21 protein-coding genes are annotated in these 21,057 nt (G+C 54.9%); 13 read left to right on the top strand and 8 right to left on the bottom strand.

Going from position 1 to position 21,057, the window contains the following annotated elements; genetic code table 11:
• Positions 1-216: 216 nt before the first annotated feature.
• Positions 217-2,034, top strand: coding sequence for a maltodextrin glucosidase (gene malZ / locus MUU47_RS22550; protein WP_258990385.1), 1,818 nt, complete (start codon positions 217-219; stop codon positions 2,032-2,034).
• A gap of 72 nt (positions 2,035-2,106) precedes the next feature.
• Here malZ and MUU47_RS22545 read toward each other — a convergent pair whose 3' ends face one another.
• Entirely contained in the window at positions 2,107-2,709 is a 603-nt protein-coding gene (locus MUU47_RS22545) for a peroxiredoxin C (RefSeq protein WP_258990383.1), read from the bottom strand.
• 169 nt (positions 2,710-2,878) lie between these two features.
• On the bottom strand, positions 2,879-3,460 hold the full coding sequence (acpH, locus tag MUU47_RS22540; RefSeq protein ID WP_258990382.1) for an ACP phosphodiesterase: 582 nt from the start codon (positions 3,458-3,460) through the stop codon (positions 2,879-2,881).
• A gap of 94 nt (positions 3,461-3,554) precedes the next feature.
• Between acpH and queA the strand changes: the two genes are divergently transcribed.
• The 6 genes from queA to MUU47_RS22510 all read left to right on the top strand — a co-directional run bounded on the left by queA (position 3,555) and on the right by MUU47_RS22510 (position 10,529).
• Positions 3,555-4,625 (top strand): tRNA preQ1(34) S-adenosylmethionine ribosyltransferase-isomerase QueA, encoded by a 1,071-nt coding sequence (gene queA, locus MUU47_RS22535; protein ID WP_258990594.1) that lies wholly within the window; start codon positions 3,555-3,557, stop codon positions 4,623-4,625.
• Between the two features lie 54 nt (positions 4,626-4,679).
• On the top strand, positions 4,680-5,807 hold the full coding sequence (gene tgt, locus MUU47_RS22530; protein WP_110511517.1) for a tRNA guanosine(34) transglycosylase Tgt: 1,128 nt from the start codon (positions 4,680-4,682) through the stop codon (positions 5,805-5,807).
• A 22-nt stretch (positions 5,808-5,829) separates the two neighbouring features.
• A complete protein-coding gene (gene yajC, locus MUU47_RS22525) occupies positions 5,830-6,165 on the top strand; it encodes a preprotein translocase subunit YajC (RefSeq protein ID WP_258990381.1) in 336 nt (111 codons plus the stop codon).
• Positions 6,166-6,192: 27 nt separating this feature from the next.
• Positions 6,193-8,040, top strand: a complete 1,848-nt coding sequence (secD, locus tag MUU47_RS22520) for a protein translocase subunit SecD (RefSeq protein ID WP_258990380.1) — start codon at positions 6,193-6,195, stop codon at positions 8,038-8,040.
• Positions 8,041-8,050: 10 nt separating this feature from the next.
• Complete coding sequence (gene secF, locus MUU47_RS22515; RefSeq protein ID WP_258990379.1) at positions 8,051-9,022, top strand: protein translocase subunit SecF; 972 nt, start codon at positions 8,051-8,053, stop codon at positions 9,020-9,022.
• 112 nt (positions 9,023-9,134) lie between these two features.
• Positions 9,135-10,529: a M24 family metallopeptidase gene (locus MUU47_RS22510; RefSeq protein ID WP_258990378.1), complete on the top strand. Its 1,395-nt coding sequence runs from the start codon at positions 9,135-9,137 to the stop codon at positions 10,527-10,529.
• A gap of 91 nt (positions 10,530-10,620) precedes the next feature.
• On the opposite strand, the gene MUU47_RS22505 is transcribed toward MUU47_RS22510, so the two are convergent.
• Positions 10,621-11,514, bottom strand: coding sequence for a nucleoside-specific channel-forming protein Tsx (locus MUU47_RS22505; protein ID WP_258990592.1), 894 nt, complete (start codon positions 11,512-11,514; stop codon positions 10,621-10,623).
• 307 nt (positions 11,515-11,821) lie between these two features.
• Complete coding sequence (locus tag MUU47_RS22500; RefSeq protein WP_258990377.1) at positions 11,822-12,364, bottom strand: SadB/YajI family lipoprotein; 543 nt, start codon at positions 12,362-12,364, stop codon at positions 11,822-11,824.
• A gap of 143 nt (positions 12,365-12,507) precedes the next feature.
• On the opposite strand from MUU47_RS22500, the gene nrdR reads away from it, so the two are divergent.
• The 6 genes from nrdR to pgpA all read left to right on the top strand — a co-directional run bounded on the left by nrdR (position 12,508) and on the right by pgpA (position 16,599).
• Positions 12,508-12,957, top strand: a complete 450-nt coding sequence (gene nrdR / locus MUU47_RS22495; protein WP_110511511.1) for a transcriptional regulator NrdR — start codon at positions 12,508-12,510, stop codon at positions 12,955-12,957.
• A 3-nt stretch (positions 12,958-12,960) separates the two neighbouring features.
• Entirely contained in the window at positions 12,961-14,064 is a 1,104-nt protein-coding gene (gene ribD, locus MUU47_RS22490) for a bifunctional diaminohydroxyphosphoribosylaminopyrimidine deaminase/5-amino-6-(5-phosphoribosylamino)uracil reductase RibD (RefSeq protein WP_258990375.1), read from the top strand.
• A gap of 86 nt (positions 14,065-14,150) precedes the next feature.
• Positions 14,151-14,621 (top strand): 6,7-dimethyl-8-ribityllumazine synthase, encoded by a 471-nt coding sequence (ribH, locus tag MUU47_RS22485; RefSeq protein WP_110511509.1) that lies wholly within the window; start codon positions 14,151-14,153, stop codon positions 14,619-14,621.
• 21 nt (positions 14,622-14,642) lie between these two features.
• Positions 14,643-15,062, top strand: coding sequence for a transcription antitermination factor NusB (gene nusB / locus MUU47_RS22480; RefSeq protein WP_110511508.1), 420 nt, complete (start codon positions 14,643-14,645; stop codon positions 15,060-15,062).
• Between the two features lie 69 nt (positions 15,063-15,131).
• Positions 15,132-16,106, top strand: a complete 975-nt coding sequence (thiL, locus tag MUU47_RS22475; protein WP_258990374.1) for a thiamine-phosphate kinase — start codon at positions 15,132-15,134, stop codon at positions 16,104-16,106.
• A complete protein-coding gene (pgpA, locus tag MUU47_RS22470; protein ID WP_258990373.1) occupies positions 16,087-16,599 on the top strand; it encodes a phosphatidylglycerophosphatase A in 513 nt (170 codons plus the stop codon). Before thiL ends, pgpA begins: the two co-directional genes overlap by 20 nt.
• A 106-nt stretch (positions 16,600-16,705) precedes the next feature.
• Here the strand turns inward: pgpA and MUU47_RS22465 are convergent, their stop codons facing one another.
• The 4 genes from MUU47_RS22465 to xseB form a co-directional block, all read right to left on the bottom strand.
• Complete coding sequence (locus tag MUU47_RS22465; RefSeq protein WP_258990372.1) at positions 16,706-17,680, bottom strand: aldo/keto reductase; 975 nt, start codon at positions 17,678-17,680, stop codon at positions 16,706-16,708.
• A gap of 60 nt (positions 17,681-17,740) precedes the next feature.
• Positions 17,741-19,603, bottom strand: a complete 1,863-nt coding sequence (gene dxs / locus MUU47_RS22460) for a 1-deoxy-D-xylulose-5-phosphate synthase (RefSeq protein ID WP_258990370.1) — start codon at positions 19,601-19,603, stop codon at positions 17,741-17,743.
• A 136-nt stretch (positions 19,604-19,739) separates the two neighbouring features.
• Entirely contained in the window at positions 19,740-20,639 is a 900-nt protein-coding gene (ispA, locus tag MUU47_RS22455; protein ID WP_258990368.1) for a (2E,6E)-farnesyl diphosphate synthase, read from the bottom strand.
• A gap of 3 nt (positions 20,640-20,642) precedes the next feature.
• Positions 20,643-20,885, bottom strand: a complete 243-nt coding sequence (gene xseB, locus MUU47_RS22450; protein WP_097161484.1) for an exodeoxyribonuclease VII small subunit — start codon at positions 20,883-20,885, stop codon at positions 20,643-20,645.
• Positions 20,886-21,057 lie beyond the last annotated feature (172 nt).

The raw sequence follows: 21,057 nt of genomic DNA, 5'->3' as shown, positions 1-21,057 counted from the left end.
GTCTCTTTTATAACAACTGAGTAACAAGCAGTGTATCGTAAATTTTTGTAAGGAAGGAGCCTTACCTCTGGTCGATTTGTGCGCTCGTACTGCGGGAAATTCCGCTATTCTTCGATCTCATCCTCCGGCATCCTCCCCCAATAAACATCATAATGATGAGTCGGACGCTGCCTGACTGTGGCAAGGTGAACGCATTTTGAACAAAGGGGAATGACGATGTTGAAGGCATGGCATCTTCCTGTTGCACCGTTCCTGAAACAGCAGCAGGACCGACTGGTGATTACGCTGTGGCTGAGCGGTGAAATGGCGCCGCTGCGGGTCACATTACGGGCAGAGGAAGACAATGAGGAAATTGCGCTGCCGATGCATCGTCTGCGCAGTGAACCGCATCCCGGCATTACCGCCTGGCGTGCGGAAATCGATTTAAGCAACGGCCAGTCGCGCCGCCGCTACAGCTTTAAACTGTTGTGGGAAAACCGCCAGCGCTGGTTTACGCCGCAGGGTTTTAGTCGTTTTCCTCCGGCGCGTCTGGAGCAGTTTGCGGTCGATGTACCGGATAACGGCCCGCAGTGGGTTGCCGATCAGGTGTTCTATCAGATTTTTCCCGACCGTTTTTCCCGCACCGAACCGCGCAATGCCGAACAGGATAACGTTTATTATCATCACGCGGCCGGGCGCGAAATCGTCCTGCGCGACTGGGATGAACCGTTAACGGCGGAGGCGGGCGGATCGACGTTTTACGGCGGCGATCTGGACGGGATTAGCGAAAAGCTGCCGTACCTCAAAAAGCTTGGTGTCACCGCGCTGTACCTCAATCCGGTATTTGTCGCGCCCAGCGTGCATAAATATGACACCGAAGATTATCGTCACGTGGATCCGCAGTTTGGCGGTGATCAGGCGTTGCTGCGTCTGCGGCACAATACGCGCCGGGAAGGGATGCGTCTGATCCTCGACGGCGTGTTTAATCACAGCGGCGATTCGCATGCCTGGTTCGACCGACACAATCGCGGCACCGACGGCGCGTGCCACAATCCGTCTTCTCACTGGCGCGATTGGTACAGTTTTTCTGACGAAGGGCAGGCGCTGGACTGGCTCGGTTACGCCAGCCTGCCGAAGCTGGATTTCAGCTCGGAGACGCTGATTAACGAAGTGTATCGCGGCGAAGACAGCATCGTGCGCCACTGGCTGAAAGCGCCATGGAGCATGGATGGCTGGCGGCTCGACGTGGTGCATATGCTCGGCGAGGCGGGCGGGGCGCGGAACAATTTGCAGCACATCGCGGGCATCACCAAAGCGGCGAAAGAGACCCAGCCCGAAGCCTACGTGCTTGGCGAACATTTTGGCGACGCTCGCCAGTGGCTGCAGGCCGATGCGGAAGACGCGGCAATGAACTATCGCGGCTTTACTTTCCCGCTGTGGGGTTTCCTCGCCAACACCGATATTTCCTACGATCCGCAGATGATCGACGCCCAAACCTGTATGGCGTGGATGGATAACTACCGCGCCAGCCTGTCGCATCAGCAGCAGCTGCGGATGTTTAATCAGCTCGACAGCCACGATACCGCGCGCTTTAAATCGCTGCTCGGTAAGGACGTGGCACGCCTGCCGCTGGCGGTGGTGTGGCTGTTCACCTGGCCGGGTGTGCCGTGTATTTATTACGGCGACGAAGTGGGGCTGGACGGCAACAACGATCCGTTCTGCCGCAAGCCGTTCCCGTGGGATAAAGCGCAGCAGGACGGTGACTTGCTGGCGTTGTATCAGCGTATGACCAAACTGCGTCACCGGACGCAGGCCCTGCGCCACGGCGGCTGTCAGGTGATTTACGCCGAAGACAACGTCGTAGTGTTTGTTCGGGTGCTGAAGCAGCAGCGGGTGCTGGTGGCGATTAATCGCGGCGAACCGTGCGAAGTGGTGCTGGAAGCGACCCCGTTACTGGCGGTGAAAGAGTGGCTGCTGAAAGAGGGCAAAGGCACGCTGCATGATGATGTGCTGTCGCTACCAGCCATTTCTGCCAGTGTGTGGTTTGGTAATTAACACGTCTCAGGATGGGGCACGAAAAACAAAAAAGCCTGCTATTTCAGCAGGCTTTTTGACGAAACGAGCCGATTACAGGCTGGTGACGTTTTCAGTCAGGTACTTAGCCACGCCTGCTGGAGACGCGTTCATGCCTTCTTTCCCTTTTTCCCACTGAGCTGGGCACACTTCGCCGTGCTCTTCGTGGAACTGCAGCGCGTCAACCATGCGCAGCATTTCGTCGATGTTACGACCCAGTGGCAGATCGTTCACAACCTGGTGACGTACGATGCCGTTAGCGTCGATCAGGAAAGAACCACGCAGAGCAACGCCAGCGTCCGGATGTTCGATACCGTAAGCCTGCTGGATTTCACGTTTGATGTCCGCAACCATTGCGTATTTCACTGCACCGATGCCGCCTTTGTCGACAGGGGTGTTGCGCCATGCGTTATGGACAAACTCGGAGTCAAAGGAAACGCCAACCACTTCTACGCCGCGTTTCTGGAATTCTTCGTAACGCTTATCGAAAGCGATCAGTTCAGACGGGCATACGAAGGTGAAGTCCATCGGCCAGAAGAACAGAACGGTAGCTTTACCGTTGGTGTGCTGTTTGAAGTTGAAGTTATCAACGATTTCGCCGTTACCCAGTACAGCAGCGGCAGTAAAATCAGGAGCAGGACGAGTTACCAGAACCATGAGGTTCTCCTCTACATTTATAAGGTTAATGGAACGCAACGCGGGCCAGTATAGGGAGAGGAAGCAGGTGACTCAATGAGAAGCTGACAATCGTTGAGACAGGTTTTACCTATCAATTATAATATGAACAACTGTTTCAGCTTAGCGATTCTGTGACAAAGCGCAAGTTTTATAGTTCCCGCGCCTTGGCCTGCGCCATCATGCGTGGGTAAAACGCCCAAAATGTGTCTTCTAACTGTGCGTAATGCGCGTCCAAATCCAACCAGGAATCGCGCAAGGCATCGAGTCGAGGGCGGCGATTAGCCATCCCGTTCAGCACATTTTGTATAAAATCCATGTCGGCATAACGTTCCAGCCAACGCTCTGACCATAAATAATCATTCAGATTAACGAAACGCGGCGGTGATTCCGGCAGAATTTGTGTGACCTGAGTTTGTGCGTAGCGCACGAAATCCGGCAGAGAGATTTCCGGCGACAGTTTTGCCCAGTCGCGGGAAAGGAAATGATCCCACATCACGTCGAGCGTAATCGGCGCCACGCGGCGGGTTTCGGGGCGAAACCACGCTTTCGCGCTCTTCACTTCCGGCAGATTATCAGTCAGCACATCGACCCGGCGGTGCATATGAATGCCGCTGACAATCGCCGATTCGTAGGTGTCATCCGGGTTGCCGCGCACAAAATCGGCCAGCAAATTGCCGGGCAAGGAGCTGTCGGCGAGGTGTGCGAGGTGCAGGTGGGCCAGAAAATTCATGTTATGCGTTATCCGTATTTAAGGCTTACAGGTTGCAGCCAAAGCAGCCTGCCACTAGACTACCCGCCTCTTTATTATGTCTCGAGTTACCGTCATGCGCGTCGCCGATTTTTCTTTTGAACTGCCCGAATCCCTGATTGCTCACTACCCACAGCCGGAGCGCAGTGGCTGCCGCTTGCTGTCGCTGGATGGGCCCACGGGCGCGCTGACGCACGGTACTTTCACCGATTTGCTCACCAGGCTCAACCCTGGAGATCTGCTGGTCTTTAACAATACCCGCGTGATCCCGGCGCGCCTGTTTGGTCGTAAAGCCAGCGGCGGCAAGATTGAAGTGCTGGTTGAGCGTATGCTCGATGATAAACGTATTCTGGCACATATTCGCGCTTCCAAAGCGCCGAAGCCGGGGGCTGAACTGCTGCTCGGCGACGATGAAAGTATTAATGCCACCATGGTGGCGCGTCACGATGCGCTGTTTGAAGTGCAGTTTAACGATGAGCGCCCGGTGCTGGATATTCTCAACGCTATCGGCCACATGCCGTTGCCGCCCTATATCGACCGTCCGGACGAAGACGCAGATCGCGAGCTGTATCAGACCGTCTACAGCCAGAAGCCTGGCGCTGTTGCGGCCCCGACCGCGGGCCTGCACTTTGACGAGCCGCTGCTGGCGAAACTGCGTGAGAAAGGTATCGAGATGGCGTTTGTGACGCTGCACGTCGGCGCGGGAACCTTCCAGCCGGTGCGGGTTGACACCATTGAAGATCACATCATGCACTCCGAATATGCGGAAGTGCCACAGGATGTTGTCGATGCGGTGTTGGCGGCGAAAGCGCGTGGTAGCAAAGTGGTCGCGGTGGGCACGACTTCTGTGCGTTCTCTGGAGAGCGCAGCGCAGGCAGCGAAAACGGACCTGATTGAGCCATTCTTCGGCGACACGCAAATCTTTATCTACCCAGGCTATCAGTACAACGTGATTGATGCGCTGGTGACTAATTTCCACCTGCCGGAGTCAACCCTCATCATGCTGGTGTCGGCTTTTGCCGGTTATCAAAACACGATGAACGCCTACAAGTCTGCGGTAGAACAAAAATATCGCTTTTTTAGCTACGGGGATGCCATGTACATCACGTACAATCCGTCGGCTATTCAAGAACGTGTTGGGGAATAATTCCGCGGCGCAGGGTTTTATACGTCAGACTGTCTTTCTGACGCAGGAGCAATAATGAAATTTGAACTGGATACTACCGACGGACGCGCACGCCGCGGCCGCCTGGTCTTCGAACGTGGCGTTGTCGAAACGCCTGCATTTATGCCCGTCGGCACTTACGGCACCGTAAAAGGGATGACGCCGGAAGAAGTTGAAGAAACCGGCGCGCAAATCATTCTCGGCAACACCTTCCACCTGTGGCTGCGTCCGGGTCAGGAGATCATGAAGCTGCACGGCGATCTGCACGACTTCATGCAGTGGAAAGGGCCGATCCTTACCGATTCCGGCGGCTTCCAGGTCTTCAGCCTGGGCGATATCCGTAAGATCACCGAAGCGGGCGTTCACTTCCGTAACCCGATCAACGGCGATCCGATTTTCCTCGATCCGGAAAAATCCATGGAGATTCAGAACGATCTTGGTTCCGACATCGTGATGATCTTCGACGAATGTACGCCGTATCCGGCGGACTGGGATTATGCCAAGCGCTCGATGGAAATGTCCCTGCGTTGGGCAAAACGTAGCCGTGACCGCTTTGATTCTCTGAATAATAAGAACGCACTGTTTGGCATTATTCAGGGCAGCGTTTACGAAGATTTACGTGATATCTCGGTCAAAGGTCTGGTGGAGATTGGCTTTGATGGCTACGCTGTCGGCGGCCTGGCTGTCGGTGAGCCGAAGGAAGACATGCACCGCATTCTGGAACATGTGTGTCCACAAATCCCGGCAGACAAACCACGATACCTGATGGGTGTGGGCAAACCGGAAGATCTGGTTGAAGGCGTGCGTCGCGGTATCGACATGTTCGACTGCGTGATGCCAACGCGTAATGCCCGAAACGGGCACCTGTTTGTGACCGATGGCGTGGTGAAAATTCGTAATGCGAAGCATAAAAGTGACACCAGCACGCTCGATGCTGAGTGTGATTGCTACACCTGTCGACATTATTCACGCGCTTATTTGCATCATCTTGACCGTTGCAATGAGATTTTGGGCGCGCGTCTTAATACCATCCATAATCTTCGCTACTATCAGCGCTTAATGGCTGGTTTACGCAAGGCTATCGAAGAGGGTAAATTAGAGAGCTTTGTGACGGAGTTTTACCAACGTCAGGGTCGAGATGTTCCACCGTTGAACGTTGATTAATTTTAATAATGAGGGAAATTCAATGAGCTTTTTTATTTCTGATGCGGTAGCCGCTTCTGGTGCTCAGGCTGGAGGTGGTCAAACTATCCAGCTGGTGGGCATGCTGGTCGTGTTTGGTCTGATCTTCTATTTCATGATCCTGCGCCCACAGCAGAAGCGCACCAAAGACCATAAAAAGCTGATGGACTCCATTGCCAAAGGCGATGAAGTGCTGACTAACGGTGGTCTGGTTGGTCGCGTAACCAAAGTAGCTGAAGCTGGCTACATTGCTATCGCGCTGAACGACACCACTGAAGTGGTTATCAAACGTGACTTCGTAGCTGCCGTTCTGCCGAAAGGCACCATGAAGGCGCTGTAATCTACTGTTTTCCCAAAGGGAACTGCCGTGTTAAACCGTTATCCTTTGTGGAAGTACATTATGCTGGTCGTCGTGTTTGTCGTCGGCCTGCTTTACGCACTTCCCAACCTGTATGGTGAGGATCCGGCTGTTCAAATCACTGGCGCGCGCGGCGTCGCCGCCAGTGAGCAAACGCTGATCCAGGTCCAGAACACCTTAAAAGAAGAAAAAATTACCGCTAAGTCTGTGGCACTGGAAGAGGGCGCAATTCTTGCTCGCTTCGACTCCACTGACATCCAGCTGCGCGCGCGCGAAGCGCTGATGAGCGTGCTGGGTGACAAGTACGTCGTGGCGTTAAACCTTGCTCCGGCAACCCCGCGCTGGTTAGCGTCGATTTCCGCAGAGCCGATGAAACTCGGTCTTGATCTGCGTGGCGGCGTGCACTTCCTGATGGAAGTGGATATGGATACCGCGCTCGGTAAATTGCAGGAACAAAACATTGATGGCCTGCGCAGTGACCTGCGTGAAAAAGGCATCGCCTACACTACCGTTCGTAAAGAAGATAACTATGGTCTGAGCATTACGTTCCGCGACGACGCGGCGCGCAATCAGGCGATTGATTATCTGGCTCCGCGTCATCGCGACCTGGTTCTCTCTAAGCAGGGCAGCAACCAGCTGCGTGCGGTGATGACCGATGCGCGTCTGAATGAAGCGCGTGAGTACGCTGTTCAGCAGAACATCAACATCCTGCGTAACCGTGTTAACCAGCTTGGCGTTGCCGAACCTCTGGTTCAGCGTCAGGGTGCTGACCGTATTGTGGTTGAACTGCCTGGTATTCAGGACACGGCGCGTGCGAAAGAAATTCTTGGCGCAACCGCAACCCTGGAATTCCGTCTGGTGAATACCTCCGTCGATCAGTCCGCTGCCGCATCTGGCCGCGTACCGGGCGATTCCGAAGTGAAAGATACTCGTGAAGGCCAGCCGGTTGTGCTGTACAAGCGTGTTATCCTGACCGGTGACCACATCACCGATTCCACTTCGAACCAGGATGAATACAATCAGCCGCAAGTTAACATCTCGCTTGATAGCGCGGGTGGCAACATCATGTCTAACTTCACCAAGGATAACATCGGTAAACCGATGGCAACCCTGTTCGTGGAGTACAAAGACAGCGGTAAGAAAGACGCGAAAGGCCGTGCCGTTCTGGTGAAAGAGGAAGAGGTGATTAACATCGCCAACATCCAGTCTCGCCTCGGTAACAGCTTCCGTATTACTGGTATCAGCAACCCTAACGAAGCGCGTCAGCTCTCGCTGCTGCTGCGTGCCGGTGCGCTGATTGCTCCGATTCAGATTGTTGAAGAACGTACCATCGGTCCAACCCTGGGTATGCAGAATATTCAGCAAGGTCTGGAAGCGTGTCTGGCGGGTCTGGCTATCTCCATCATCTTCATGATCTTCTTCTATAAGAAGTTTGGTCTGATCGCGACCTCTGCGCTGATTATGAACCTGGTCATGATTGTCGGTATCATGTCGCTGCTGCCGGGGGCCACGCTGACCATGCCGGGGATTGCGGGTATTGTGTTAACCCTTGCCGTAGCGGTCGATGCCAACGTTCTGATTAACGAACGTATTAAGGAAGAAATCAGCAACGGACGTTCTATTCAGCAGGCGATTGACGAAGGTTATCGCGGCGCGTTTAGCTCGATTTTCGATGCGAACGTTACAACGCTTATCAAAGTTATCATCCTGTACGCGGTCGGTACTGGCGCTATTAAAGGCTTCGCTATCACTACCGGTATCGGTGTGGCGACTTCCATGTTTACCGCGATCGTCGGCACCCGTGCCATCGTAAACCTGTTGTACGGCGGCAAACGCATCAACAAGCTGTCTATCTGAGGAGTGCGTTGTGGCACAGGAATATACTGTTGAACAATTGAACCACGGCCGTAAAGTCCATGACTTTATGCGCTGGGACTACTGGGCCTTTGGCATCTCTGGCCTGCTGCTGGTGGCTTCCATCATCATTATCGGCGTCCGTGGTTTTAACTGGGGTCTGGATTTCACCGGCGGTACCGTCATTGAGATCAGCCTCGAACAACCGGCCGATATGGACCAGATGCGTGACGCGCTGGAAAAAGCAGGCTTTGCCGATCCACTGCTGCAGAACTTCGGCAGCAGCCGCGACATCATGGTGCGTATGCCACCGGCCAAAGGGGAAACCGGCGGTCAGGAGCTGGGCAGCAAGGTGTTGAGCGTGATTAACGAAACCACTAACCAACATGCTGCTGTAAAGCGCATCGAGTTTGTGGGGCCAAGCGTCGGGGCTGACCTGGCAACTAACGGCGCGATGGCGCTGTTGGTGGCGCTTATCTCTATCCTCGTGTACGTCGGATTCCGCTTCGAGTGGCGTCTGGCGGCGGGTGTGGTTATCTCGCTGGCGCACGACGTGGTGATCACCATGGGCATTCTGTCGCTGTTCCAGATTGAAGTCGATTTGACCATCGTTGCGTCACTGATGTCGGTTATCGGCTACTCGCTGAACGACAGCATCGTGGTATCGGATCGTATTCGTGAAAACTTCCGCAAAATTCGTCGCGGTACGCCTTACGAAATCTTTAACGTGTCCCTGACCCAGACGCTGCACCGTACGTTGATCACATCCGGTACCACCTTGATGGTTATCCTGATGCTGTTCCTGTTCGGTGGTGCGATGCTGAAAGGCTTCTCGCTGACCATGCTTATCGGTGTTACCATCGGTACGGCGTCGTCCATCTACGTCGCTTCCGCGCTGGCGCTGAAACTCGGGATGCGTCGCGAGCACCTGCTGCAACAGAAAGTGGAAAAAGAAGGCGCCGATCAGCCTAATATTCTGCCGTAAGTTCAGCTCTGCAAAATCGAATCCCGGTCAAATGGCCGGGATTTTTTTATGCCAAAAATCCGCGTTTCCGGTAGGGTGAACAGATAATCTCTGTTTAAAGGACGCTACAGAAATGACTACCACACCCTCCGTTTCACTGCAGCCGATGCCTCAGCCACCGTGCTGGACGAACCTGCCTTCCGTTACCCTAAATGACGCCACACTTGCCGGGCGTAAAGCGCGCGTGCTGGACCGGATGCGCCAACAGGGGGTGGACACGCTGATTGTCTACGCCGACAAAGAGCATGGCGGAAACTTTGAATATCTCACCGGCTTTATTCCGCGCTTTGAAGAGGCGCTGCTGGTGTTGCATCAGGATGGTGAGGCGGGGCTGGTTCTCGGCAACGAAAACCTCAAGCTGGCGCCGCACGCGCGGCTGAAAAACCGCGTGCTGCATGCACCATGGTTCTCTTTGCCGAATCAGCCGATGGACACCGCTCAGCCCCTTCACGAGGTTCTACAACACGCCGGTATTACCGGGGATAAAACGCTGGGTTTGGCGGGCTGGAAGCTGTTCACTGGTCTAAGCGACAACACGCGGCAGATGTTCGATATCCCGTCGTTTATCGTTGATGCAGTTCGTGAGGCTGCGCCCAGGGCAGAACTGCACAATGCCACCGGCGTGTTTATTTCCCCGGCGTATGGCGCGCGGGTTATCAATAATGCCAATGAGTTAGCGCATTATGAATACGGCGCCAATCTGGCGTCAACGGCGATACTTCGGGCGCTGAATGCGGTCGCGCCGGGCAAAACGGAAAAGGAGATTGCCAGCCTGCTCGCCGCCGATGGCCAGCCGCACAACGTAGTGTCCATTGCTGCCACCGGCGATCGTTTCGCCCATGCGAATCTTTATCCGGGTGATAAAACGGTGCAGCTGGGGGATAAATTTTCGCTGACCACCAGTTTTAAGGGCGGGCTCAGCAGTCGTGCGGCCTACGTGGTTGAAAATGCCGGGCAGCTGCCGGATGCGGTCAGTGATTATCTGGATGTGGTCGCGATCCCGTATTTCCGCGCGGTGGTCGCGTGGCTGGAAAACATTCGCCCGGGAATGACCGGCGGCGAGTTGTATCAGCTGATTGAAGATGTACTGCCGAAGGCGGACTATCGCTGGCACCTGAATCCAGGGCATCTGGTGGCAGATGAAGAGTGGCTGTGTTCGCCGGTGTCGGCGGGGTCTGATATTCCACTAGCCAGCGGCATGCTGTTGCAAATCGATATTATTCCTTCCCGGGCGGGATACGCAGGGGCAAGCATCGAAGATACGGTGGCGCTGGCAGACGAATCGCTGCGTCAGCAGTTGGCGGTGGATTATCCGCAGCTGTGGGCGAGGGTGCAGGCGAGACGGGCTTTCATTGAAAAATACGTTGGGATTCGTTTACCGGAATGGGTATTGCCGTTCTCAAACACGGTGGGATATTTGCGGCCGTGGTTGCTGGACCCGATCAGAGCGTTATCATGTAAGTCGTAAGTCGTTAATTGCCCGGTGGCACTGCGCTTACCGGGCTTACAATCGAGCACGGTGTAGGCCCGGCAAACTTGCGCCGCCGGGCGTTTCAACATCAGAAGTTATAACCGACAACCAGGTAGCCACCCCAACCGGTGGAGCGGACGTTGAAGTTACCGTCACCGAAGTTCAGGCTTGCATCGTCGTTCCACTGACCGCCGTTGTGCCAGTAACGTGCGACCACCGAGTAATGCCAGTGATCGTAGTTCAGCGCCAGAATGTGGCTGGACGCGATGGAGTTATTGGTACGCGCTTTCTTGCCGTTCAGGTCACGGAAGTCTTCGTTACCCAGGTCTGAACCCCAGTCAAAGTTGGTGAAGCCGATGTAGCTCAGCTGGCCGCCCCACAGTTGGGTGATTGGCACAAAGTATTTCACCTTGAAGCGGTAACCATCCCACTCGTTTTCGTTCGCGGCACCGTAGTTCTGCCACTGGTATTTCGCATACACGTTCAGGGACAGGCTCATTGGCAAACCGGTGTCGATATCGGTACCCAGACCCATATACCAGGTGTTCTGCTTACTTGCATCATCTCCGTGCGCACCCATATCGTAGATATAGTTGTTGGCGAAGTACCATTCTTTAAACGGACCGAAAGCCAGGCTAGTGCCAGTCAGCTTGTCGATAGAGAAGCGCGGTTCAATCTCCATGAACATACGTGAACCGTCATCCCAAATGCCTTTGTCGTTACCGTTACCCGCACCGAAGGTTTTTGGGATATCGATATAGCCGTAGAAGTCGAACCAATCTTTCTTGGCGAACGCTTCATATTCCAGGTAAACGTCATTATTGATTTTCGGTCCAAAGCGGGTGTGGTAGCTGCCTACCACGTTGACGCTCTGATGCCACCAGTCAGAGACATACTCTGGTTTGGTCGTTTCGGCTGCGTTTGCCGTGAAAGTCGAAGAAAGCGCGAGCACTGCACCGGCTGCAAGTAATGTTTTTTTCATCATGATGCCACTTGTTGAAATCCCTTTCGGGGAGTGAAAAGAACCGCTTGGGCGTTTCTAAATGTAACTGTTTTCTGCGAGGCCTATTATAAGAATCATTGCTCACAAAAATATGTGGTGTTTCACAGTTTTCTCAAGTACGTAATCGATTGCGTTCACGTTTGCGTACATTATCGGCGGGGATTGTACGGATCCTCTCAAATGTTTCCAGGGATTTCTGAAAAACAGCAAAGATTGCTGTGCATGTTGAAGGGTGAGGAAAAAGGGGAGGGAAACCGGATAGCCATCGCTATCCGGTGATAAGAGATTACTGAACGCTGGCGGGCTGAATATCGTGAATGCGCACGAAAACGGGCTGCTTCGGATCGGTCCCGCTGAGCTGAAGGGGAATATCCACATCGCTCGGTGCGAGGACGCTGGCTGGGGCGTTGATCAGCTGGTTTTTGACGTTCACTTCCTGATAGCTGTCGGTGGTGCCCTGAATCAGGCCCCATTCCACGGTGCCGCTGAACGCCGGAAGCGGATCGTTGGACTCGCCCTGAATACGCAGCGTGGCGTGCATACCGTCGGCGTTTTGTGCGATGTTAATCAGTGACATTCTCAACGTACCAATCTGACTTTCCAGACGCGCTGGGGTATTCGATCCCGGTAGCAGATATACACCGCTTGCGGATTTCGCATTCAGGGTATTTTGCTGGGTTATCTTCACGGTTTCCTGATTCAGTTTGGTCATATCTTTATTGAGCGCAGTGACGCTCTGCTGCATCTGTTGTACTTCGTGCTGCTGTGCGCAGGCGCTAAGGGTAAACAGACTGCCCAGCGCCAGAATTCGTACTAAACGTCGTGTCATCGTTAGGTGTCCTTTCAGGGTTCTGTCGACAGTAATGGTAGCAGTATCGTCCTGGAAGCCATCGGGGGATTGTCTCAAAATGACGCAGTGGGGTGGGTCGTGGTAAAATAGGAATATGTTATTTATCTTCGTCAGGACGCGCCATGCATTGCCCATTTTGTTTAGCCGTAGATACCAAAGTGATCGACTCCCGTCTGGTAGGAGAAGGTTCCTCAGTGCGCCGCCGCCGTCAGTGCCTGGTGTGTAATGAACGTTTTACAACCTTCGAAGTGGCCGAACTGGTGATGCCGCGGGTGGTGAAAAGCAACGACGTCCGCGAACCGTTTAACGAAGACAAACTGCGCAGCGGCTTACAAAAAGCGCTGGAAAAGCGCCCGGTCAGCTCTGATGATGTCGAAATGGCGGTTAATCACATTAAATCGCAACTGCGTGCCACCGGCGAACGTGAAGTGCCGAGCAAGCAAATCGGTAATCTGGTGATGGAACAGCTGAAAAAGCTCGATAAAGTGGCCTATATCCGCTTTGCTTCGGTCTATCGCAGTTTCGAAGACATCAAAGAATTTGGCGAAGAGATCGCCCGTTTACAGGACTGATCGATGCTTGACGAAATGTACATGGCCCGTGCGCTGAAGCTGGCGAATCAGGGGCGCTTCACGACTCATCCGAATCCACGCGTTGGCTGTGTCATCGTGAAAGACGGGGAAATTGTCGGCGAAGGCGCGCACTACCGCGCGGGTGAACCGCACGCCGAAGTCCACGCCCTGCGCATGGCGGGCGAGAAAGCGAAAGGGGCAACGGCATACGTCACCCTCGAACCGTGCAGCCACCATGGCCGTACGCCGCCGTGCTGCGAGGCGCTGATTACCGCGGGCGTCAGCCGTGTGGTTGCCGCGATGCAGGACCCTAATCCACAGGTTGCGGGGCGCGGGCTGTACCGTTTGCAGCAGGAAGGCATTGAGGTCAGTCACGGGCTGATGATGAGCGAAGCGGAAGCGCTGAATAAGGGTTTCCTGAAGCGGATGCGTACCGGTTTCCCGTATATTCAGCTGAAGCTCGGCGCGTCGTTGGATGGCCGCACGGCGATGGCCAGCGGTGAAAGCCAATGGATTACCTCGCCGCAGGCGCGCCGCGATGTGCAGCGTCTTCGTGCGGAAAGCCACGCCATTTTGACCACCGATGCCACGGTGTTAGCCGACGATCCGGCATTAACCGTGCGTTGGGATGAATTGAGTGCCGATGTGCAGGCGCATTATCCGCAGGAAAATCTGCGTCAGCCGCTGCGCGTTGTTATCGACCGTCAGAACCGCGTGACACCGGAACACCGCATCGTGCAGCAACCGGGCGACATCCTGTTTGCGCGCTGCAAAGACGATACCCGTGAATGGCCGGACAATGTGCGTAACCTGAACGTGCCAGAACATAACGGTCATCTCGATTTAGTTCTGCTGATGATGCAGTTGGGCAAACAGCAAATTAACAGTCTATGGGTGGAAGCGGGCCCAACGTTTGCCGGCGCATTGTTGCAGGCAGGTCTGGTTGATGAGCTGATTGTTTACGTTGCGCCTAAACTGTTAGGCAGTGATGCTCGCGGTTTATGTGTGCTGCCAGGGCTTGAGAAACTGGCCGATGCACCCCAGTTTAGTTTCAACGAGATCAGAAGCCTTGGCCCGGATCTGTGTCTGCATTTAATACCCGCGTGATGCAGCCCTAAATAGGGAAGCCGTACGCGAATAATTATGATAAAATCCGCCCCCCTCGGGGTAAGTCGAATCCCAAAAGGAAAAGTATGAACATTATCGAAGCTAACGTTGCTGCCCCGGACGCTCGCGTCGCCATCACCATTGCGCGTTTCAACAACTTCATCAATGACAGCCTGCTGGAAGGCGCGATTGACGCTATGAAGCGTATCGGTCAGATGAAAGATGAAAATATTACCGTGGTTTGGGTTCCAGGTGCGTACGAACTGCCTTTGGCAGCTGCCGCTCTGGCGAAAACCGGTAAATACGACGCGGTTGTGGCGCTCGGCACCGTTATCCGTGGTGGTACTGCTCACTTTGAATACGTGGCCGGTGGAGCAAGCAATGGTCTGGCGCAGGTTGCGCACGACAGCGAAATCCCGGTCGCTTTTGGGGTTCTGACCACCGAAAGCATCGAACAAGCCATCGAACGTGCTGGCACCAAGGCCGGTAACAAAGGTGCAGAAGCTGCACTGACCGCGCTTGAAATGATCAATGTATTGAAAGCCATCAAGGCCTGATTTTTTTGTAAGGGGAATTCCGTGAAACCTGCTGCTCGTCGCCGCGCCCGTGAGTGTGCTGTCCAGGCGCTTTACTCCTGGCAGTTGTCTAAAAACGACATCTCTGATGTTGAATATCAGTTCCTGGCGGAACAGGACGTGAAAGACGTCGACGTCGTGTACTTCCGTGAACTGCTGACCGGAGTGGCGACCAACAGCGCGTATCTCGACGGCCTGATGAAACCGTATCTGTCCCGTCTGCTGGAAGAACTGGGTCAGGTAGAGAAAGCCGTGCTGCGCATCGCGCTGTTTGAGCTGGCTAAACGTGATGATGTGCCGTACAAAGTGGCCATCAACGAAGCTATCGAACTGGCAAAAACCTTCGGTGCCGAAGACAGCCATAAGTTCGTTAACGGCGTGCTGGATAAAGCAGCTCCGGCAATCCGTCCCCGCAAAAAGTAATCTGCAGGCCGGAGAAAGCGGTGTCACCGTTTTCTCCGGCCTTCTCTTTTCTCTGCCGAGGCATAACGTATGGCATGTGGCGAATTCTCCCTGATTGCCCGTTATTTTGATCGCGTAAGAAGTTCCCGTCTTGATGTTGAAACCGGAATCGGTGACGACTGCGCACTGCTCAATATTCCTGAAAAACAAACTCTCGCGATCAGTACTGACACTCTGGTGTCGGGCATTCATTTCCTTCCTGATATCAATCCTGCCGATTTAGCCCGCAAAGCGCTGGCGGTGAATCTTAGCGATCTCGCGGCGATGGGCGCTGATCCTGCGTGGTTGACGCTGGCATTAACGCTGCCGTCGGTAGACGAAGCCTGGCTTGAAGCATTCAGCGACAGCCTGTTTGAACAACTCAATTATTACGATATGCAGCTGATTGGCGGCGACACAACTAAAGGTCCGCTGTCGATGACACTGGGTATTCACGGCTTAGTGCCGGAAGGCCGGGCCTTGAAGCGTTCTGGCGCAAAACCGGGTGACTGGATTTACGTCACCGGCACACCTGGCGATAGTGCGGCGGGTCTGGCGATTTTGCAGGACCGTCTGCAGGTGGATTCCGAAGAAGACGCAGATTATCTGGTTAAGCGTCATCTGAACCCGACCCCGCGAATTCTGAGTGGTCAGGCGCTGCGTAATCTGGCGCATTCGGCCATCGATATTTCCGACGGACTGATTTCTGACCTCGGGCATATTCTCAAGGCCAGCGGCTGTGGCGCGCGGGTTGATCTCGATCTGCTGCCGTATTCTGACGTGATGAAGCGTCACGTAGCGCCGGAACAGGCGCTGCGTTGGGCGCTTTCTGGTGGCGAAGACTACGAACTGTGCTTCACCGTGCCGGAGCTTAATCGCGGCGCGCTGGATGTCGCTTTGGGCAATTTCGGCATGGGCTTCACCTGCGTTGGCCAGGTCAGCGCCGACATTGAAGGGCTGCATTTTCAGCGTGACGGCAAGCCGGTAACGCTCGACTGGAAGGGGTATGACCATTTTGCGCAGTAAAGACGTAGCAAAAAGCCGACTGAGCATGCTCAACCCGTGGCATCTGCTGGCGACCGGTTTTGGCAGTGGCCTCAGCCCGATAATGCCAGGCACTGCGGGCTCGATTGCGGCCATTCCCTTCTGGTATCTGTTGACCTTCCTGCCGTGGCAGCTCTATTCGCTGACGGTGATGCTGAGTATCTGTATTGGCGTATACATTTGTCACCGCACGGCGAAAGACATGGGCGTGCATGACCACGGCAGCATCGTCTGGGACGAGTTTGTCGGGATGTGGATTACGCTGATGGCCATTCCCACCAACGACTGGCAGTGGGTCGCCGCTGGATTTATCATCTTCCGTATTTTTGATATCTGGAAACCGTGGCCAATTCGCTGGTTCGATCGCAACGTGCATGGCGGGATGGGAATTATGGTCGACGATATTGTCGCCGGAGTGATTTCCGCGGGGCTGTTGTATGTGATTGGGCATCACTGGCCGATGGGGATTATTTGATAAGACCCTCACCCCGATCCTCTCCCTAAAAGGGAGAGGGAGGAAAGCGTTCGAGGATTATTCCCTCGCCCCTTAAGGGAAAGGGTTAGGGCGAGGGGAGACTCACTTATTTAAATCCCACCACCGGATGAGCCTGATACGGCGTTTCCAGTTCGGCAATCTGCTCCGGTTTCAAGGTGATATCCACCGCATTCAGTAACTCTTCGAGCTGTTCTTCCCGCGATGTACCAATAATGGGTGCCGCCACGCCGGGTTTGCTTAACAGCCACGCCAGCGCCACCTGCGCACGTGTCACATCCAGCTCATCCGCAATGTTCGCCAGCCGCTGCGCAATATGTGCGTCATTCTCTTCGGTGGTGCTGTAGAGCGTTTTACCAAATTCATCGGAGACCACGCGGGCGGTGGTTTCACCCCACGGTCGCGTCAGACGACCGCGCGCCAGCGGGCTCCACGGGATAACCGCCACGCCCTCCTGATAGCACAGCGGCAGCATCTCGCGCTCTTCTTCGCGATAAATCAGATTGTAATGATCCTGCATGGTGACGAACCGCGCCCAGCCGTGTTGTTTTTGCAGTTCCAGTGTTTGCGCGAACTGTGACGCATGCATGGATGACGCACCGATGTAACGCGCCTTTCCGCTCTTAACCACGTCGTTCAGTGCTTCCAGCGTCTCTTCAATCGGCGTGTTGTAATCCCAACGGTGGATTTGTAGCAGGTCAACGTAATCCATCCCCAGACGCGTCAGGCTGTCGTCGATAGAGCGCAGGATTTGCGCCCGGGAAAGCCCCTGCGGTAAATCACCCGTTTGATGGTAAACCTTGGTCGCCACAACCACCTCTTCACGACGAGCGAAATCGCGCAGCGCACGGCCGACGATCTCTTCGCTGCTGCCGTCGGAGTAGCTGTTGGCGGTATCAAAGAAGTTAATTCCGCCTTCAAGGGCGTGTTTAATGATGGGGCGACTGCTTTCCTCCGGCAGCGTCCAGGCGTGATTACCACGGTCAGGTTCGCCAAAAGTCATACAGCCAAGACACAGTCGGGAGACGTTGAGGTCGGTTGTTCCCAATTTATTGTATTGCATGCTTCCACTCCTGCGATGAACATAATGTTAAGCATAGCAGGAGCGGAAAGGGGGGAAGGATCAGGCCAGCCAGGCCGTGATTTTTGCTTCGATTCCGACCGCGTCGAGGCCGATATCTGCCCGCGCTTCTTCCTGCGTTCCCTGCGGGATAAAGACATCCGGCAGGCCAATATTCAGAACCGGCACCGGTTTGCGGTGCGCCATCAGCACTTCATTTACGCCGCTGCCCGCACCGCCCATGATAGCGTTTTCTTCCAGCGTGACCAGCACTTCATGTCGGGCTGCCATGTCGAGAATTAACGTTTCATCCAGCGGTTTCACAAAGCGCATATCGACCAGCGTGGCATTGAGATTTTCGGCCACCACGGCGGCATCCGCCAGCAGCGTACCAAAGTTGAGAATCGCAATTTTCTCGCCCTGGCGTTTGACGACGCCTTTACCGAGTGGCAGTTTTTCCAGGGGGGCCAGCTCGACGCCGGTACCGCTGCCGCGTGGATAGCGAACGGCGCTCGGGCCATCGTTGTAGTGATAGCCGGTAAACAGCATCTGGCGGCATTCGTTTTCATCGCTTGGGGTCATAATGACCATTTCCGGAACGCAGCGCAGATAGGAAAGGTCGAATGCACCTTGATGGGTTTGACCATCCGCGCCAACGATGCCCGCGCGGTCAATGGCGAACAGCACCGGCAATTTCTGGATGGCGACGTCGTGAATGACCTGGTCATAGGCGCGTTGCAGGAAGGTCGAGTAAATCGCCACCACCGGCTTATAACCGCCAATCGCCAGACCGGCTGCAAACGTCACCGCATGCTGCTCGGCAATCGCCACGTCAAAATACTGGTCAGGGTATTTTTTAGAGAACGCGACCATCCCGGAGCCCTCACGCATTGCCGGGGTGACTGCCATCAGTTTGTTGTCTTTCGCCGCGGTTTCGCACAGCCAGTCGCCGAAAATTTTCGAGTAACCCGGCAGGCCACCGCTACTTTTCGGCAGCACGCCGCTGGTATGGTCGAATTTTGGCACCGCGTGGAAGGTGATGGGATCTTTTTCTGCTGGCTCATAACCACGCCCTTTTTTGGTCATGATGTGCAGGAACTGCGGGCCTTTCAGGTCGCGCATGTTTTTCAGCGTACTGACCAGCCCCAACACGTCGTGTCCGTCGACCGGGCCGATATAGTTAAAGCCAAGCTCTTCAAACAGGGTGCCCGGAACCACCATGCCTTTGATGTGTTCTTCGGTGCGTTTGAGGAGCTCTTTAATCGGCGGGACACCGGAGAAGACTTTCTTGCCGCCTTCACGCAGCGACGAATAGAGCTTACCGGACAGCAGCTGCGCCAGATGGTTATTCAGCGCGCCGACGTTCTCGGAAATCGACATTTCGTTGTCGTTGAGGACAACCAGCATATCCGGCTTGATATCGCCCGCATGGTTCATCGCTTCGAATGCCATCCCGGCGGTGATCGCGCCATCGCCAATGACGCACACGGTGCGACGCTGTTTAGCTTCTTTTTCTGCGGCGACGGCGATGCCGATCCCGGCGGAAATTGAGGTAGACGAGTGCCCGACGCTCAGCACGTCGTACTCGCTTTCACCGCGCCATGGGAACGGATGCAGGCCACCTTTCTGGCGAATGGTGCCAATACGATCACGACGGCCGGTCAAAATTTTGTGTGGGTAAGCCTGATGACCCACGTCCCAGATCAGCTGATCGAACGGGGTGTTATAGACGTAATGCAGCGCCACGGTGAGTTCCACCGTGCCAAGCCCGGAGGCAAAGTGTCCGCTGGAGCGGCTCACGCTGTCGAGCAGGTAGCGACGCAGTTCGTCGCAGAGCTTCGGCAGGCTCTCTTTTGGCAACAGACGCAATTCCTGAGTGGACTCCACCAGTGCCAGCGTCGGGTATTTGGCTATATCAAAACTCATCAGAGACTCACAATTTCCTCTTCATTCTTCAGGGGCGTTGGCTTCCGCGTTCACCCCAGTCACTGACTTGTGTAAGCGCCTGAGGATTCACTGCGTTGCCGTCTTCCTGCAACCTGAATTATTTAGAGAATGTAGTTTATTTATCGCGCTGAATAATGTAATTCGCTAGCGCTTCCAGTGCCGTGGTGTCCAGAGACTGCGCGGCCAGTACCGTTAATGACTGGCGGGCCTCTTCAATGAGATCACGGGCTTTTCGTTGGGCTTGCTCAAGTCCCAATAGGGCAGGGTAGGTGCTTTTACCAAGCTGCTGGTCAGCGCCCTGGCGTTTGCCAAGGGTCGCAGTATCCCCTACCACATCCAGAATGTCATCTTGCACCTGGAATGCGAGGCCGATGCTTTCGGCGTATTTATCCAGTACCGGCAGGGCCGCTTTGCCCGGCTCACCAGCGCTCAGCGCCCCCAGACGAACAGCCGAGCGGATAAGCGCCCCGGTTTTGTGGCGATGAATACGCTCAAGTGCGTCTAAATCAACCTGCTTACCTTCTGCGTCCAGATCAAGCGCCTGACCGCCGCACATCCCTGCCACGCCGCTGGCCTGAGCCAGCTCTGACACCATCGCCAGACGGAAACGATCTGACACTTCCGGCATCGGTGCATCACTGAGTATAGAGAACGCCAGCGTCTGTAGGGCGTCGCCGGCCAGAATGGCATTGGCTTCACCGTATTTAATGTGGCAGGTCGGTTGGCCGCGACGCAGATCGTCATCGTCCATCGCCGGCAGATCGTCATGGATCAACGAATAGGCATGAATGCATTCCACCGCCGCCGCTGGGGCGTCCAGCGTGGAAAGACTCACGTTGAACATGCCGCCGGTGGCATACACCAGGAATGGGCGCAGGCGTTTACCCCCTAAGAGTGCACCATAATGCATGGCTTCAACCAGCGGAGTGTTCTGAAAGGGCTGCGGAGCAATAAACTGACGCAGCGCTTCATTGGCCCGCTCGACGCAGGCCTGTAACTGTTGCGAGAAATCCATTGTTTACTCAGCGTCCGGCGTGAAAGGGGTCAGCGGGGCTTCTTCGTTATCGGCGAGCAGGATTTGTACCCGCTGCTCCGCCTGTTGCAGCTTCACCTGACCCTGACGCGCCAGCTGAACGCCGCGCTCGAACTCGTTCAGGGCGTCTTCCAGCGGTAAGTCACCGTTTTCGAGACGGGAAACAATCTGCTCAAGTTCAGTCAGTGCGCTTTCAAACGTGGCTGGCGCTTCATTTTTCTTTGGCATAGTGAATGTTTGACTCTTGTTGTGTCGCGACCCGCCTATGGTAGCGAAGTCCTCGGGCATATGAAATAACGCATAATGGTAACGCGCAGGTTGACCGCGATGGTGATATACTTGCGCGCCTGGATGCAGCCGGGATGTCATGGCTGCTGTATTTTTTGTCCACAAGCCCAAT

Origin of the sequence: Scandinavium hiltneri, from assembly GCF_024764835.1 — a bacterium.
Lineage (GTDB): Bacteria > Pseudomonadota > Gammaproteobacteria > Enterobacterales > Enterobacteriaceae > Scandinavium > Scandinavium hiltneri.
The sequence above is the reverse complement of the archived record's forward strand: the minus strand, read 5'-3'. Positions and strand labels throughout refer to the sequence as shown.